This is a genomic window from Pantoea eucalypti, from assembly GCF_009646115.1.
GTDB classification, from domain to species: domain Bacteria; phylum Pseudomonadota; class Gammaproteobacteria; order Enterobacterales; family Enterobacteriaceae; genus Pantoea; species Pantoea eucalypti.
The window spans coordinates 1400611-1417272 of the sequence record NZ_CP045720.1 but is presented as its reverse complement, the minus strand read 5'-3'; the positions used below and the strand labels follow the sequence as shown (position 1 = coordinate 1417272).

At 54.6% G+C, this 16662-nt stretch carries 14 protein-coding genes; 5 read left to right on the top strand and 9 right to left on the bottom strand.

Annotation, left to right across the window (positions count from 1 at the left end):
* The first annotated feature begins 169 nt into the window (after positions 1-169).
* Positions 170-1867 (top strand): NAD-dependent malic enzyme, encoded by a 1698-nt coding sequence (locus EE896_RS06570; protein ID WP_004571247.1) that lies wholly within the window; start codon positions 170-172, stop codon positions 1865-1867.
* 135 nt (positions 1868-2002) lie between these two features.
* Positions 2003-2722, top strand: a complete 720-nt coding sequence (gene sanA / locus EE896_RS06565; RefSeq protein ID WP_004571246.1) for an outer membrane permeability protein SanA — start codon at positions 2003-2005, stop codon at positions 2720-2722.
* A 442-nt stretch (positions 2723-3164) separates the two neighbouring features.
* On the opposite strand, the gene mglC is transcribed toward sanA, so the two are convergent.
* The 7 genes from mglC to EE896_RS06530 form a co-directional block, all read right to left on the bottom strand.
* Complete coding sequence (gene mglC / locus EE896_RS06560) at positions 3165-4175, bottom strand: galactose/methyl galactoside ABC transporter permease MglC (RefSeq protein WP_003854114.1); 1011 nt, start codon at positions 4173-4175, stop codon at positions 3165-3167.
* 19 nt (positions 4176-4194) lie between these two features.
* Complete coding sequence (gene mglA / locus EE896_RS06555) at positions 4195-5715, bottom strand: galactose/methyl galactoside ABC transporter ATP-binding protein MglA (RefSeq protein WP_003854115.1); 1521 nt, start codon at positions 5713-5715, stop codon at positions 4195-4197.
* Between the two features lie 68 nt (positions 5716-5783).
* On the bottom strand, positions 5784-6779 hold the full coding sequence (mglB, locus tag EE896_RS06550) for a galactose/glucose ABC transporter substrate-binding protein MglB (RefSeq protein ID WP_003854116.1): 996 nt from the start codon (positions 6777-6779) through the stop codon (positions 5784-5786).
* Positions 6780-7088: 309 nt separating this feature from the next.
* A complete protein-coding gene (gene galS / locus EE896_RS06545) occupies positions 7089-8129 on the bottom strand; it encodes an HTH-type transcriptional regulator GalS (protein ID WP_140916259.1) in 1041 nt (346 codons plus the stop codon).
* A gap of 146 nt (positions 8130-8275) precedes the next feature.
* Positions 8276-9436, bottom strand: a complete 1161-nt coding sequence (yeiB, locus tag EE896_RS06540; protein WP_008926106.1) for a DUF418 domain-containing protein YeiB — start codon at positions 9434-9436, stop codon at positions 8276-8278.
* 48 nt (positions 9437-9484) lie between these two features.
* On the bottom strand, positions 9485-10150 hold the full coding sequence (folE, locus tag EE896_RS06535) for a GTP cyclohydrolase I FolE (RefSeq protein ID WP_008926107.1): 666 nt from the start codon (positions 10148-10150) through the stop codon (positions 9485-9487).
* Positions 10151-10274: 124 nt separating this feature from the next.
* Positions 10275-11402: a YbfB/YjiJ family MFS transporter gene (locus tag EE896_RS06530; protein ID WP_008926108.1), complete on the bottom strand. Its 1128-nt coding sequence runs from the start codon at positions 11400-11402 to the stop codon at positions 10275-10277.
* A 117-nt stretch (positions 11403-11519) separates the two neighbouring features.
* Between EE896_RS06530 and ptrR the strand changes: the two genes are divergently transcribed.
* The 3 genes from ptrR to fghA all read left to right on the top strand — a co-directional run bounded on the left by ptrR (position 11520) and on the right by fghA (position 14484).
* Positions 11520-12431: a putrescine utilization regulator PtrR gene (gene ptrR, locus EE896_RS06525; RefSeq protein ID WP_003854125.1), complete on the top strand. Its 912-nt coding sequence runs from the start codon at positions 11520-11522 to the stop codon at positions 12429-12431.
* Between the two features lie 73 nt (positions 12432-12504).
* Entirely contained in the window at positions 12505-13629 is a 1125-nt protein-coding gene (locus tag EE896_RS06520; protein ID WP_010248270.1) for an S-(hydroxymethyl)glutathione dehydrogenase/class III alcohol dehydrogenase, read from the top strand.
* A 12-nt stretch (positions 13630-13641) separates the two neighbouring features.
* Positions 13642-14484 carry an S-formylglutathione hydrolase gene (gene fghA, locus EE896_RS06515; protein WP_008926109.1) on the top strand — a complete coding sequence of 281 codons (843 nt, stop codon included), beginning with the start codon at positions 13642-13644 and terminating at the stop codon, positions 14482-14484.
* 143 nt (positions 14485-14627) lie between these two features.
* Here the strand turns inward: fghA and EE896_RS06510 are convergent, their stop codons facing one another.
* Both EE896_RS06510 and EE896_RS06505 read right to left on the bottom strand, forming a co-directional pair.
* The gene (locus EE896_RS06510; RefSeq protein WP_140916260.1) at positions 14628-15416 is read right to left on the bottom strand and encodes an ABC transporter ATP-binding protein; all 789 of its coding nucleotides are present in this window, start codon (positions 15414-15416) and stop codon (positions 14628-14630) included.
* Complete coding sequence (locus tag EE896_RS06505) at positions 15416-16492, bottom strand: FecCD family ABC transporter permease (RefSeq protein ID WP_105098971.1); 1077 nt, start codon at positions 16490-16492, stop codon at positions 15416-15418. The genes EE896_RS06510 and EE896_RS06505 overlap by 1 nt, the downstream gene beginning before the upstream one ends.
* Positions 16493-16662 lie beyond the last annotated feature (170 nt).

Below are 16662 nucleotides of genomic sequence, written 5' to 3'. Positions count from 1 at the left end.
CAAATTACTCTGAATAATTCAGGTTGCAGGATGGCACCGCGGTCGTGAATCTTTCTGGAGCGGTTACCCTGCCGCTGCCGGGCCTGCAGTCTGAGCTATAACGGGTAAGAAAACTGGCGCTACCTTTCCGGCGTGACGCCAGACAACACTGCAACCGGAGCATCACTGCATGGAACTCGACTACGAAAGTAAACGCCCGCTGTATATCCCTTATGCTGGCCCGATTTTGCTGGAATTTCCCCTGTTAAACAAAGGCAGCGCCTTCAGTATCGAAGAACGTAACGAATTCAACCTCAATGGTCTGCTGCCAGAAGCCGTAGAATCGATTGAAGAGCAGGCGCAGCGTGCCTGGCGTCAGTTCCAGGACTTCAAAAACAATAACGATAAGCATGTCTACCTGCGCAACATCCAGGACACCAACGAAACGCTGTTTTACCGCCTGCTGGATAACCATCTCGAAGAGATGATGCCGATTATCTACACCCCGACCGTTGGCGCAGCGTGTGAACACTTCTCTGAAATCTACCGCCGTGCGCGTGGCGTGTTCATCTCCTACCCAAACCGCGATCGCATCGAAGATATGCTGCAAAACGCCACCAAGCAGAATGTGAAGGTGATTGTGGTGACTGATGGCGAACGTATTCTGGGCCTCGGCGATCAGGGCATCGGTGGCATGGGTATCCCGATTGGTAAGCTTTCGCTCTATACCGCCTGTGGCGGCATCAGCCCGGCGTACACGCTGCCGGTTGTGCTGGATGTCGGCACCAACAATCAGCAGTTGCTGAACGATCCGCTCTACATGGGCTGGCGTCATCCGCGTATCACTGGCGAAGAGTATGATACGTTCGTGAATGAGTTTATTCAGGCCGTTAAGCGCCGCTGGCCGAAAGTGCTGTTGCAGTTTGAAGATTTCGCCCAGAAGAATGCCATGCCACTGCTGAACCGCTATCGCGATGAAGTCTGCTGCTTTAACGACGATATTCAGGGCACCGCCGCCGTGACCGTTGGCACGCTGATTGCGGCCAGCCGCGCAGCCGGTAGCCGCCTGTGCGAGCAGAAAGTGGTGTTCCTGGGTGCCGGTTCTGCGGGTTGCGGAATCGCTGAACAGATCATTGCGCAGATGAAATCAGAAGGTCTGAGTGATGATGAAGCGCGTGGCCGGGTAATGATGGTGGATCGCTTTGGTCTGTTGACTGATAAGCTCCCCAACCTGCTCGACTTCCAGAGCAAGCTGGTGCAGAAAAGCGAAAACCTGCAGACCTGGGATATCACCAATGATTCCATTTCGCTGCTGGATGTCGTACGCAATGCGAAACCCGATATTCTGATTGGTGTCTCCGGCCAGCCGGGTCTGTTCACCGAAGAGATCATTCGCGAGATGCACAAGCACTGTAAGCGCCCTATCGTGATGCCGTTGTCGAACCCGACATCACGCGTGGAAGCCACACCTGCGGATATCATTGCCTGGACTGACGGTGCCGCGCTGGTCGCCACGGGCAGCCCGTTCTCACCGGTGAGCTGGAATGGTAAAACCTATCCGATTGCGCAGTGCAACAACTCCTATATCTTCCCCGGTATTGGGCTGGGTGTGATTGCGTCAGGCGCCAGCCGCGTTACCGATACCATGCTGATGACCGCCAGCCGTGCGCTCGCCGACTGTTCACCGCTGGTGAATGAAGGCGAAGGCCCGGTGCTGCCTGAGATTAAAGATATTCAGGGTGTGTCGAAAATCATTGCGATGGAAGTGGGTAAAGCGGCTCAGCTGGCGGGTGTCGCCGTAGTGACCTCAGAGGATGTGTTGTCACAGGCTATCGCCAACAACTTCTGGCTGCCGCAGTACCGTCATTATCGTCGTACCTCGATTTAACCTTCAGACTGCCGGATCGCAGGCGATCCGTCAGTGTTCAAAAATAGCACAGCCAGCCGGCAGTAACTTGCTTCACTGCGACAGCTCAAGTAGCCTTGTCCCATCTCAACATTCTGACATCGAGTCTCCAGGCGCATGCTGAAACGCGTTTCCATTGGTCTGCTTTTCATCATCTTACTGATGATGGCAACGGCGCTCGGCCTTGATCGTTGGATCAGCTGGAAAACTGCGCCTTTTATCTACGAAAATGTCGCCTCTTTACCCCATCGTCAGGTTGGCGTGGTGCTGGGTACGGCTAAATATTATCGTACCGGCGTCATCAATCAGTATTACCTCTATCGCATTCAGGGCGCGCTGAACGCCTACAACAGCGGCAAGGTCAATTACCTGCTGCTGAGTGGTGATAACGCGCTGCAAAGTTATAACGAGCCGATGACCATGCGACGCGACCTCATCAAAGCTGGGGTCGATCCGGCTGATATCGTGCTCGATTATGCCGGGTTCCGTACGCTGGACTCCATCGTTCGCACACGTAAAGTGTTTGATACCAACGATTTCATTATTATCACGCAGCGTTTTCACTGTGAGCGTGCGCTGTTTATCGCCTTACAGCTGGGTATTCAGGCGCAGTGCTATGCGGTGCCCTCACCGAAAAACATGCTCAGCGTGCGCTTCCGTGAAGTCGGTGCCCGACTGGGCGCGCTGGCGGACCTCTTTCTGCTCAAGCGTGAACCTCGCTTCTTAGGTCCGCTGGTACCTATTCCCGCCGTACGCGATGTCCCTGAAGATGCGCAGAGTTACCCTGCGGTGACGCCGGAGCAGTTGCTGGAGCTGGAACAAAAACTGCGGAAATAGCTGGCGCTCAGCGGCTTCTTTTAGCTTTGCTGAAATCGCATTGTTAGCAGTTTGCTGCGGTCTGGCAGCAAGGTACAAGGTTCAGGGAATTCTGACAGCAACGACTAAGCTCAACGCGCAGGGAACAGGGTCAGAAGAGGAAAGCGTCCCGCGTCAGGGACGACGCGGGCCGAGCGTGTCATGGATGACGGCCTTTGCGACTTTCCGATCTGACCCTGTTCCCTTCGCAGACTCGATCTCACAGCAATGCCTCCAACACTCTCCCTCATAAAAAGCGTTCTGCAGAGGAATAACACGAGCCGAGCGTGTCATGGATGAGAGGTTTTGCGTCTTTCCGATCTGACCCTGTTCCCTTCGCTGACTCGATCTCACAGCAATTCCTCACAACATCTGCCCATAAAAAAAGCGACCCGAAGGTCGCTTTCTTAGCGTTGAATCAGACTTACTTCTTACGAGAGTATTTCAGTGAATCCAGCGCAACGGCGAAGATAATGATGCCGCCTTTAATGATGTACTGCCAGTAAGGGTTGACGCCGATATAGGTCAGACCGTAGTTGATAACGGTGAAGATCAGTACACCGGTCACGACGCCCGCTACGCTACCCACACCACCGGCGAAGGAGACGCCGCCGACCACACAGGCCGCAATCGCATCCAGCTCATACATAAAGCCGAGGTTGTTGGTGGCAGAACCGATACGACCCGCTTCCAGCATCCCGCCGAAGGCGTAGAATACACCTGACAGGGCATAGATCATGATCAGGTTCATCGGGACGTTCACGCCTGACACTTTCGCCGCTTCCGGGTTACCGCCGATAGCAAAAATGTTTTTGCCGAAGCGGGTTTTGTTCCACAGCACCCAGACGAAAATAATGGCAATCACAGCGTAGAACGTGATGAACGACAGTTTGAAATCACCAAAGCGCAAGAAGCCCTGGGTGAATTTCGAGAAGCCTGCGTCAAAACCGGCAATCGGTGATGCGCCAACAAAGTCATAATAGAGTGAGTTGATACCGTAAACGATAATCATGGTGCCCAGCGTGGTGATAAATGGCGTTACCTTCAGGTAAGCAATAATCACACCGTTGACCAGACCAATCACACCGCCGATGATGCACACGGTCAGAATAACCAGTGGAATCGGCACGGTATCCAGCGTCGGGAAGACTTTGTTCGCGTTATCCATCGCCTGCAGCAACGTCGCGGCGACAACCGCAGCCAGACCAACCTGACGTCCGGCTGACAGGTCAGTACCCTGGGTCACAATCAGACCCGCCACACCCAGTGCAATAATAATGCGCACTGAAGATTGGGTCAGAATATTACTCAGGTTCATTAAACTTAAGAACGATGGATCCTGGAAGATAATAATAGCCAGCAATACCAGCAGAACGACGTAAATGCCGCCCTCTTTTAACCAGGTTAGCGCATTCTTTTTTGTGGTCGCTTTCATGTTAACAGCCCTTGCTTCATTAAAGGTGTAATGACGCTAAACGCAATATTTCGTTCTGCGTGGTCGTTTTGGTATCAACTATGCCTGCTACCAGTCCATTACTCATTACCAGAATACGATCGGTAATGCCTAACAGCTCCGGCATTTCAGAAGAGATAATAATGATGCCCTTTTCTTTCTTCGCCAGCTCAGCAATCAACTGGTAAATTTCGAATTTTGCACCAACATCAATACCGCGAGTTGGTTCATCAAGCATCAGGATTTCAGGCTGGGTCAATAACCAGCGGCCAATAATCACTTTTTGCTGGTTACCGCCCGAAAGCGAACCAATTTGAGTATGGTGGCCTGGTGTCTTAACGCGCATAGAATCGATCACCCACTGGGTATCACTCTTCATGCGTTTATTATCCAGCAGCCCCATACTGTTTTTATATTTTTTAATATTGGAAATAAGCGAGTTAAAACCAATATCCAGATAAGCATAAATACCGGTTGAGCGACGCTCTTCCGTCACCAGCGCAAAACCGTGGTTAATGGCTTCGTTGGCGCTGTGATTATTAATCGGTTTACCATGCAGTTTAATGGTGCCGCCCGATTTTTCGCGAATGCCAAACAGCGTTTCGACGATATCGGTACGTTTGGCGCCCACCAGCCCGGCAATGCCGAGTATCTCCCCTTTACGCAGATCAAATGAGATGTCACGAATCGACGGCTGACGCAGCGACGTCAGATTGCGCACCTCAAGAATGGTCTCGCCTGGCACGTTGGTACGGTCAGGGAAACGCTGGTTCAGTGAACGGCCGACCATCATAGCGATGATCTTATCCATATCCAGCCCTTCCAGCGGCTGAGAGGTAATCCACTGACCATCACGCAGAATGGTGATCTCATCGCACAGCTGGAAAATCTCTTCCATCTTGTGCGAAATATAAACAATGCCGCAGCCGCGATCTTTCAGTTTGCGAATAATCGTGAACAGGTGATTAACCTCTTTCTCAGTCAGCGAGGAAGTCGGTTCATCCATAATCACAATTTTCGCGTCGTAAGAGAACGCTTTGGCAATTTCAATCATCTGCATCTGAGACACAGAAAGATTGGCAACTTTGTCGCGCGGATCGATATCGATATCCAGCTCGTCAAAAATCGCTTTTGTATCCTGATACATTTTATCCTGATCGACAAAAAAGCCTTTGCGCGGATAGCGCCCAAGCCACATGTTGTCCATCACGGTACGTTGCAGTACCAGGTTTAATTCCTGATGCACCATCGACACGCCATTTTCCAGCGCCTCTTTGGAGCTTTTATAATCGATCTCGTTACCCTGAAACAGGATACTGCCGGTATCTTTTTTATAGATACCAAACAGGCATTTTAATAATGTGGATTTCCCGGCACCGTTCTCGCCCATTAATGCATGAACAGAGTGAGGCCGCACTTTCAAATTAACATTATCTAACGCTTTAACGCCGGGAAATGATTTTGAAACATTCGTCATTTCCAGCAAATATTCTCGCTGCGCGGTCGTGTTATCACTGGCCATATTTTACCTGGCTAAAAAACGGTGGTGACATAAAAAAGGCGCGACCGCGGTCGCGCCCGTAATCGATCTTATTTCACGAACTGAGACAGATTTTCTTTATCAACCGGCACGTAAGGAACGCGGACGATCTTATCAACCATCTTGAAGTTAGTGCCGTCAGTTGCCGCTTTGCCGTTCGCCAGGTTATTGGCAATATCCAGCGTCGCTTTCGCCTGGTTTTCCGCATCGTTCAGCACGGTACCGGCCAGCGCACCAGATTTAACCAGCGCCAGCGCTTCTGGCAGAGCATCGACGCCGAACACAGGGATTGACGTCATGTTGTGCGCTTTCAGCGCTTCAACCGCACCCATTGCCATCGCATCGTTGTTGGCAATCACCACTTCGATTTTTTTGGCGTTCGGGCCTGACAACCATGCATCCATCTTATCTTTAGCCTGCGCGGTATCCCACATGGCCGTATCCATTGCTAACTGCTGGGTTTTCAGACCATCTTTGTTCAGGGTGTCGATCACATATTTGGTACGGGCTTCTGCATCAGGATGACCCGGCTCGCCTTTCAGCAGCACGAACTGAATGGTGCCATCTTTGTTCAAATCCCAGGCTGGCGTCGCTTTCCAGTGTTTCTCGATCAGCTGACCCTGAATGATGCCGGACTCTTTAGAGTCGGTACCGACGTAGTAGGCTTTGTCATAACCTGCCAGCACTTTGGCGTTCGGTTCTTTGTTGAAGAAGACAACCGGCACATCGTTAGCACGCGCTTTGTCTACGATCACCGCAGCGGCAGCCGGGTCAACCAGGTTAATCGCCAGCGCTTTCACGCCTTTTGCCATCAGCACGTCAACCTGATCGTTCTGTTTGGACTGGTCGTTTTGTGAGTCATTCATCAGCAACTGTACGCCACCGATCGCTTTCGCTTCTTTCTCGATGTCTTTACGCACCATTGACATGAAGTTGTCATCGTATTTGTAAATGGTCACGCCGATACGGGTGTCAGCTGCGTGAGCGGTTGCACCAAACATCATGCTGGCAACCAGTGCTGTAAGCGTGAAAACCTTCTTATTCATGGTATCTCCGGTTTTATTATGCAGGGTCTTTTTAGCGCTACCGCGTAACATGCGGGAGAGCAATCGGTAAAACAGATCGGCGCGTCGGCTAACGTAATGGGGATGTTGAGCCGTTGAACACCGTCTAAAACCTGACATCCTTGTGCCTGAATGCTTCCATGAAGAGGGGGTGAACCCTATAACCGGCTACTGAGACCACAACTGATGCCGTTACACTGGCGTTACATAATGTTTCAGTCCGGTAAGACGCTGCCATCATAGTGAGAGCAATGTTAATTAACTGTGAATGTAATCACAGATTGAAAACGGTTACATGCCTGAATCACCTGAATTAGTGACGGACTCCACATTTTGCCGCTGCGCCACCGAATGACGCCGCACCAGCGTCGGCATAAAGATATGTGTTGCGGTGTCATCAAGCAGGCCTGCTGCGCCCTGCAGTGCCAGTTCTGTGGCGATTTTTGCCATAGATACAATGGGATAGCGAACAGTCGTTAACTGTGGGTCGGTGTAACGGGAAATGGGAATATCATCGAAGCCAATGACAGAATAATGCTGTGGAACCTGAATGCCGTTGTCTTTCAGCGCAGTGAGCGCGCCAGCAGCCATGCCGTCGTTATAGGCAAACACCGCCGTAAGGTTGAGATTGCGCCCCAGCAACTCCACCATCGCTGCTTCACCGCCCTGCATGTCGGGCTCTGCACTGGCTATCCAGCTCTCCTGGGGCCGAACGCCCTGCTCTGCCATTGCCTGCATCCATCCTTCACGACGCTGGGCCACATCTTCGATCGGATGACTGGAGCAAAGATAGCCGATGCGGCTATGTCCCTGTTGTAAAAGGGTTCTTGAAGCCATCAATGCGCCAGTGACGTTATCCAGACTGACGCTGCGGTGTTCAAAACCGGGAACGATACGGTTAATGACTACCATGCCGGGTACGTGCTGCATAAAGTCCGCCAGTTCCGCGTCCGGCAGTGTTTTTGCGTGCACCACCAGCGCGCTACAGCGTTGACGGATCAGCACTTCAATGGCATGACGCTCTTTCTCTTCCTGATGCCAGGAGTTGCTGATTAACACATGTTTGTGCACGCGCTGCGCTACGGTATCGACTGCTTTAACCAGCGCCCCGAAGAAGGGATCGGAGACATCCATCACCACCACCCCAATCGTGTCGCTGACCTGCGTCGCCAGCGCCTGGGCGTTGGCGTTAGGGCGATAGCCCAGCGCTTCAACCGCCTGTAACACGGTATCACGGGTGTCTGAGGTCACGGCGTTGCTCTGATTAAGGACGCGCGACACGGTCGCCACTGACACGCCAGCCTGACGGGCAACATCACGAATAGTTATCATGCAGCAGTTCCAGAAAGGAAAATTAGGCATCACGCCGGGTTGTACACCGGCGCTATTCTGTCAGGGGCGGGAGGCGAGCAGCGTGAATTGCGTCACATCAATGAAAACGGTTACATACAATTCTGCAACCTTTGTGATGGCGGTCATTATCCTGCGTTGTCAGTGATGCGTGATTTACCGGCTGAGAGCAGCGTAAACCGCCGCCACAGCCATTCCAGCGGACCCTGTGCGAAGAAATGTAACCAGATGAGAGAAAACAGAATATTGATGAGCCACACCGCAGGCACCATCAGCACCAGCTCCAGCCGGGTGAAGTGCATATAGAAGCCAAAGCGATAGAACAACGTAGTGCAGATCACGGTCTGAAGCAGGTAGTTGGTCAGCGCCATCCGGCCCACGCACTGGATGGCATAGCTGATGCGCCAGCGCGCGATCTGCGGCCAGTAAGCCAGGCAGAGAGCGGTGTAGCCCAGACTAATTAGCGGGCTGGCAAGGTCGCGCGGCGCTTGCAGGTAAAATGCGGTCCAGCGAAACTCCCAATGTAACAGCCATTGCGCTGCCACACCGGCCACCGCAATGGAGAACCCAATGATTAACAGCAGCGCCGCCGCCTGACGATAATGCCGTGCAGGGAATTCGCCAATCAGCCAGCCGCTGCGCAGCAGTGCGCCACCGATCATCATCAGACCTGCCAGCTGCCAGCCATACTGCGCTGCAAGCGCCATCAGCCCTGACGAAAGATGGTCCAGCCGGTTCTGTATCGCGTCCCAGCCGCCAGCAAGTTTCCAGAACTGTTCATATTGCAGTTCTGCTGCACCCGGCAGCCAGGAATTAGTCGGCTCAGGAGAGGAGATCGACCCAAACACCAGCAGCACCCCGCAGCCGACCAGGTAGAGCAGAATGCCGGTATTCATCAGGCTGCGGGTGGAGGGAACATCACGCAGTACCCGCCACACCACCAGCCCGATAATGCCGTAGTCCAGCAGGATGTCCCCTTCCCAGAGAAAAACCCCGTGAACAAAACCGATCAGGACCAGAAGGGAAAGCCGGGCTGTGAGCCAGCGACTGCCGCGCGGCAGCTGCATTTGCAGACCCGCGCCAAACAGCAGCGCAAACAGCGTGAGGAATTTGAGCTGAGCAAAAACGTCAGAGAGTGCCCATGTCCAGGCATCGGAAAGCGTGACGCTACCCTGCCAGGCTGGATTAAGGTAGGCGGCTGAAGGCAGACCGAAGCCGACAATATTGAGCAGCAGAATGCCGAGAATGGCACATCCACGAATGAAATCCAGCGCGTGATAGCGTTGCATGCGGCACCTGCACATTGAGGCGGGCAACGTTATGCGCCCGCCATAAACTCAACTATGGCGCACCGCGCGCAAAAATTCCTGACGGGTGTTCTGACTGGACTTGAACAGGCCACCCAGCGACGTCGTGGTGGTGGCGCTGGTGGCATCTTTTACGCCACGCGCTTTGACACAGTAGTGCACCGCATCAATGGAAACAGCCACATTGTTAGTGCCCAGCAGCGTCTGCAATGCAACCAGAACCTGCTGCGTCAGCCGCTCCTGCACCTGCGGACGCTGAGCAAAGAACTGCACGATGCGGTTGATTTTCGACAGGCCAATCACCTTTTCTTTAGGAATATAGGCGACGGTAGCCTTGCCATCGATGATCACAAAGTGGTGTTCACAGGTGCTGGTCAGGGTGATATCACGCACGGTCACCATCTCATCGACCTTCATTTTGTTCTCAATGACGGTGATTTTCGGGAAGTTTGCGTAGTCGAGACCGGAAAAGATTTCATCCACATACATTTTGGCGATGCGATGTGGCGTTTCCATCAGGCTGTCATCTTCAAGATCCAGATTCAGCAGCTGCATAATCTCGGTCATGTGCCCGGCAATCAGGCTTTTACGCGTTTCGTCATCAATGTCGCGCGTCGGTGCACGTAACGGCGTTTCCAGTCCACGCGCCAGCAGCGCTTCGTGAACCAGGGCAGCTTCCTGACTTAAGGTGCTCATCTACTCTTCTCCGGCTGGTGTTGCGCCCGCAAGCTTTTGCCTGCGGGCCCTGTAATCAGGCGCGTATTGTGAAACTTTCTTTGCGGGGAATCCAGCAATCAATCAGATTGGTGATGAAAGCTTTTCACTCAATTCTTCGCCAGACCAGCAGGCCTGCCCAGACCAGACTCACCCCTGCCACCCAGAGCGCAGGCTCAAGCCGATGTAACAAGGCCGTTGAGAGAAAAGAGAGCAGCGGGCCGACAAGTTGTCCAATCGCATAGCCGGTCGTCAGCAGGCCAGCCATGAATCGCAGATGGTTGGGCGCCAGTTCGCGGGCGCAGAGCATAGACAACTGCACCACACTCAGGAAGCCGCCTCCGACCAGCAACGCACCGGCCAGCAGGCCACTAAAGCCGGGCAGCAGCGCCGCAGCAAACACACCCAGCGCCTGTGCCCAGAGCACCAGCGCCAGGCGGACATGGCTGTGCCCCCAGCGCCGCGTCAGAATACCCAGCAGGATGCCGATCATTGCCGCCCCGCCAAATATCGGCCAGACAAACTGCGCGAAGATGCCGTCAGGAAAACGTGTGGCGGCCATCTGCGACAGAAAAGTCGCGGGCAGGATGTAGCCAAACCCTGCCAGACTGTAACTCAGCACCAGCCTTTTAAGATTGCGGTTCAGCACCAGCGGCTCGGGTGCCTGATCCGGACGATGCAGTTCGCCGCGACGCGGTAAATTACGGGTGATTAACGCAATCAGCAGCAGCGCCAGCGCCCCGTAAGCAGCCCAGGCAAGACCGGCGGAGACCTGGAATGTGTGCAGCGCTACCCCCAGCAAACCACTGACAAAAATGCCGCAACCCGGTCCGGCAAACACGGCCGCCGACAACCCTGCCCGCCCATGCCGATGCAGCTGTTCGTTGCTCCAGGCCGCCACCAGCACCATCGCCCAGCCGCTGGCCCAGCCAATCAGAAAACGAATAGCGCCATGCAGCCACGGGCCGGTTGCCAGTGCCGAGAGCAGCGTCAGGATTACCGCGCCCCATACACCCGCCTGCAGCCGCAGTTCGACCCTTTGATGCGCCCGCATCGCATCAAAGGAGCCACACAGGTAGCCTAAATAGTTGAGGGCTGCGACCAGGCTGGCACTGGTAAGCGTCAGCTGGTGAGCCTGAATCATCAGTGGCACCTGCGGCGTAAAGGCAAATCGCCCTATGCCCATCGCCACAAATAAAGTTAAAAATGCACTGAGCGCGACGCGTAACGCCATTGCTGAACTCCTGTTGTTCTGCCCTGAGATCTCTTCTGACTTGCTAATAGCATGCAGGATGACTAAACTCACGGAAAGTGAATAATATTAACCAACTTGTTTACAGGAAGAGAAGATATGGATTTAGTTCAGCTGCGTATGTTCTGTTCCGTCGCCGAAACGGGTTCACTGGCGCGCGCAGCAGAACATCTGCATCGCGTCCCCTCTAATCTCACCACGCGGCTGCGTCAGCTGGAAGAGGAATTAGGTGTTGATCTCTTTATTCGTGAGAAGCAGCGCATTCGCCTGTCGCCGATGGGCCATAATTTCCTGAATTATGCGCAACGCATTCTGGCGTTAAGTGAAGAAGCGATGAGCATGACCCGAACCGGCGAACCGGCGGGAAACTTTGCACTGGGCTCCATGGAGAGCACCGCAGCGACCCGCCTGCCTGGCCTGCTCGCCGCCTATCATCAGCGCTTTCCTAAAGTGGCGCTGTCGCTGATTACCGGCACCTCAGGCGAAATTATCGATCGGGTCCGTGAAGGCACCCTGGCCGCTGCGCTGGTGGATGGCCCGGTTTCTCATGATGACCTGAATGGCTGCATCGCTTTTCGCGAGGAGATGGTGCTGATCACCGGGCTGGATCATGGGCCAATCACCACGGCGCGCGACGTGCAGGACGATACTCTGTTTGCGTTCCGCAACAGCTGCTCTTACCGGGTGAAGCTGGAGAGCTGGTATCGCGACAGCCAGACCGCACCCAACAGTGTGATGGAGATTCAGTCCTATCACGCCATGCTGGCCTGCGTAGCGGGCGGTGCAGGGGTCGCGATGATTCCGGCTTCGGTGCTGAAGCAGATGGCGGATCGGTCGCGGGTGCAGGCGCATACCCTGCCCGCAGCTTATCGCGACACCGCCACCTGGCTGATGTGGCGGCGTGACGCCTTTACCCCGAATGTAGAAGCGCTGAAATACCTGATTATTGAACAGTTTGACGATCGTCCGCTCAACGATGAGCTGATCCACCCATTGCAGGCGACGGAATAAGCGTTCCACGCTATGTTTAACTCACGAAAAAAGGCGCTATTACGCGTCACAATCTGACTGGAAGAGGGATTGCATGAACATGATCAAAACCCGTGCCGCGGTTGCCTGGGCTGCTGGCGAACCACTGAAAATCGAAGAAGTGGATTTAATGCCACCGCAAAAAGGTGAAGTGCTGGTGCGTATTGTCGCGACCGGTGTCTGTCATACCGACGCCTACACGCTCTCCGGCACTGACCCGGAAGGTGTTTTCCCGGCGATCCTTGGCCATGAAGGCGGCGGCATCGTGGAAGCGGTGGGCGAAGGCGTAACCAGCGTGGAAGTGGGAGACCATGTCATCCCGCTTTACACCCCGGAGTGCGGCAAATGTAAGTACTGTCTGTCGGGCAAAACTAACCTCTGCCAGGCCATTCGCACAACCCAGGGTAAGGGCCTGATGCCGGACGGCACCACCCGCTTCTTCAAAGATGGCAAACCGATTTTCCATTACATGGGCACCTCGACCTTCTCTGAATACACCGTCATCCCGGAGATCTCACTGGCAAAAATCAGTAAAGAAGCACCGCTGGAAGAGGTTTGTCTGCTGGGCTGTGGCGTCACGACCGGCATGGGCGCGGTAATGAACACCGCCAAAGTGAAAGAAGGCGACACCGTGGCGATCTTCGGTCTCGGCGGCATCGGTCTTTCTGCGGTGATTGGCGCGAAAATGGCGAAAGCAGGCCGTATCATTGCCATCGACCTCAACACCAGCAAATTCGATCTGGCACGTAAACTGGGTGCCACCGATCTGATTAACCCGAAAGATTACGACAAACCGATTCAGGATGTGATTGTCGAGCTGACCGACGGCGGCGTGGACTTCTCGTTTGAGTGTATCGGTAACGTCAACGTAATGCGTTCCGCACTGGAGTGCTGCCACAAAGGCTGGGGCGAGTCTGTGATTATCGGTGTTGCCGGTGCCGGTGAAGAGATCTCTACCCGTCCGTTCCAGCTGGTAACCGGTCGCGTCTGGCGCGGTTCCGCGTTTGGTGGCGTAAAAGGCCGTTCACAGCTGCCAGGCATTGTGCAGGATTACCTCGACGGTAAATTTGCCCTTAACGACTTCATCACTCACACCATGCCGCTGGAAGAGATCAACGACGCCTTTGATTTGATGCACGAAGGAAAATCGATTCGCTCGGTCGTGCACTTTAACAAGTAATCAGGAGGCGTTATGGCATCCACTCTGGAGCTACTGGAAGAACACCGTATTTTTGGCGGCTGGCAGCAGCGCTGGCGTCATCAGTCAGCCGTGCTGAACTGCCCGATGACCTTTAGCATCTATCTGCCCACCCCGCACGGTGATGCACCGCCGCCGGTGGTCTGGTTTTTAGCCGGCCTGACCTGTAACGACGAGAATTTCACCACCAAAGCGGGCGCGCAGCGCGTTGCGGCGGAACTAGGTCTGGTGCTGATTATGCCGGACACCAGCCCGCGCGGTGACGGCGTGGCGAACGATGAGGGATACGATCTGGGTCAGGGTGCGGGATTTTATCTCAATGCCACCCAGCAACCCTGGGCGAGTCATTTCCGCATGTTCGACTATCTGAGCAGCGAGTTACCTGCCCTGATTGCGGATAACTTCAAGGTCAGTGAACGCCAGTCAATCATGGGTCATTCTATGGGCGGACACGGCGCGCTGATGCTGGCGCTGCGTCTGGGTAACCGCTTTGCCTCGGCTTCAGCCTTTGCACCGATTGTGAATCCAATGCAGGTGCCTTGGGGCCAGAAAGCGTTTCAGGCCTATCTGGGCGACGATCGTGCGGCGTGGCGGGAATATGACAGCTGCCAGCTGATGGCGGAAGTCTCCCATCGGTTGCCAATGCTGATCGATCAGGGTGACAGCGATCAGTTCCTGGCCGATCAGCTGCAACCAGAGCGGTTAGAGGAGATCGCCCGCGAGGTGGGCTTCCCGCTGACGCTGCGTATCCAGCCGGGTTATGACCATAGCTACTTCTTTATTGCCAGTTTTGTGGAAGATCATCTTCGCTTCCATGCCCAGCATCTGCTGGCGTAAATAATCAGGGCCGCTATTGCGGCCCTCTTTTTTTGCATGCTGTAAAGGCGGGAACATGGTTGCAACGTCAGCGCCCTGCCAGCCCTGCACTCCCCTTTCCGAAAGAGGCGGATACTTCAGCCGCCGCAACCTTAACCTGACGATCAGACTAAGGCCGGACCGGTCAGCCCATCGATCATAACCTGGGGAATGCCACGTGAGCAGTGTTCGATACGGCCGTTGACGCCATACACTTTTGCCAGGGTAGCCGGCGTAATCACCTTATCCGGCTGCCCTTCTGCGACCAGCGCGCCCTGCTTAAGCATCAGGGCATGTTGCGCATGACGCAGCGCGATGTTGATGTCATGCACCACCACCACCGTCACAATGTTGCGCTGGGCCGTTTCGCGGCGCACCAGGTCCATGACGTGGAACTGGTAATTGAGATCCAGCGCGCTCAGCGGTTCATCCAGCAGCAGCAGTTTAGGGCGACGGATTAAAGATTGCGCCAGCCCGACCAGCTGCTTCTGTCCGCCCGAAAGCTGATCAAGGTAGCGCATCGCCAGATGGGCAATGCCCAGTTTTTCCAGCAGATGCATGATTTCCGCTTCACTGCTGGCACTGTGCAGGCCACCGGAGGCACGCTGTGCCACGATAATCGATTCCAGCACATGCAGATGCACGCCCGCAGGCAGCGACTGTGGCAGATAGACTACGTTTTTCGCACGGCGGGCAAACGGCTGAGTCATGAGATCTTCACCGTTAAGCCACATCTCGCCCTGACCTTTATTCAAACCAGCCAGTGCACGCAACAGCGTCGATTTACCGCAACCATTCGGTCCCAGCAGAACGGTAATCTCACCGCGTGGCAATGGTGCCACGTTGAGGTTTTCAATCACTTTATGTTTGGGATAACCGGCACTGAAGCCGCGTAATGTCAGACCCGTTTCCATTATACCGTCCCCCGATGACGCAGAATAATACTCAGGAAGAACGGCACACCAATCAGTGACGTCACAATACCCACGGGAATAATGACACCCGGCAGCAGGTTTTTCGACGCGACTGACGCCAGGGAGAGCACCAGCGCGCCAACCAGCGCACTGGCAGGCAGATAGAAACGGTGATCTTCACCAAACATCATGCGAGCAATGTGGGGTGCGACCAGGCCGATGAAGCCGATGGGGCCCACAAACGCCACCGCCAGCGCCGAAAGGATACTGATGCGCAGCAAGGTGGTCAGGCGCAGCCGGCGCACGTCGATACCAAAGCTCACGGCGCGATCTTCACCCAGACGCAGCGCCGTCAGCTTCCAGCTGCTCATCATTGAGAACGGCACCAGGATGGCCAGCGCCACGGTCAGCACGCCCAGCTTCTCCCAGGAGGCGCGCGCCAGGCTGCCCATGGTCCAGAACACCAGACCCTGCAGCGTATCTTCGCTGGCAATGAACTGCATCATCGAGACCAGTGCGTTAAAGGTAAAGACCAGTGCAATACCGAACAGCACGACGCCCGCAGAGGAGACCTGCGTCCAGCGGGTCACGGCATCCAGCATCAGCGCGGCAAACAGTGCAAAGACAAAGGCGTTGGCTGAGATTAACCACTGATCAGGAATGCCAGGAATACCAACGCCGAGAATGATCGCCAGTGCGGCACCAAACGCCGCTGCCGATGAGACACCGAGCGTAAACGGGCTGGCCAGCGGGTTATTCAGGATAGTCTGCATTTCTGCGCCTGCCAGGCCCAGCGACAGCCCGACCACCAGCGCCATCAGTGCATAAGGCAGACGAATATCCCAGACGATAACACGGGTACCGGCATCGACACTGTCGGGGCTGAGCAGCGTATTCCACAGCGTGTCCAGTGAGAGCCCGGCCGGACCGAGCGTAAAGTCGAGGATTAATGAGGCAATAATTGCCACCAGTAATACGCCAATCCAGATCAGGCGGCGGCGCAGCACCTGATGATAGTTTTGCATGGTGTGGTGAAGCGTCTCTTCCCCCGCCAGCAGCGAAGTTTCGGTAGTCATTTTTGAACCCTGTGTGGCTATCACGTCAGAAAACGCAGTCACAATAGTGCAGGTGATAATAATTATCAATTCGTTCGCATAAGCGAGGCGAGAAAAAGCAGTAAAAAATGGTGTTGTTAGGGGAACGATAATGGCAGATATAGCGCCTTGACGTTAAAGATGGGGAAGAT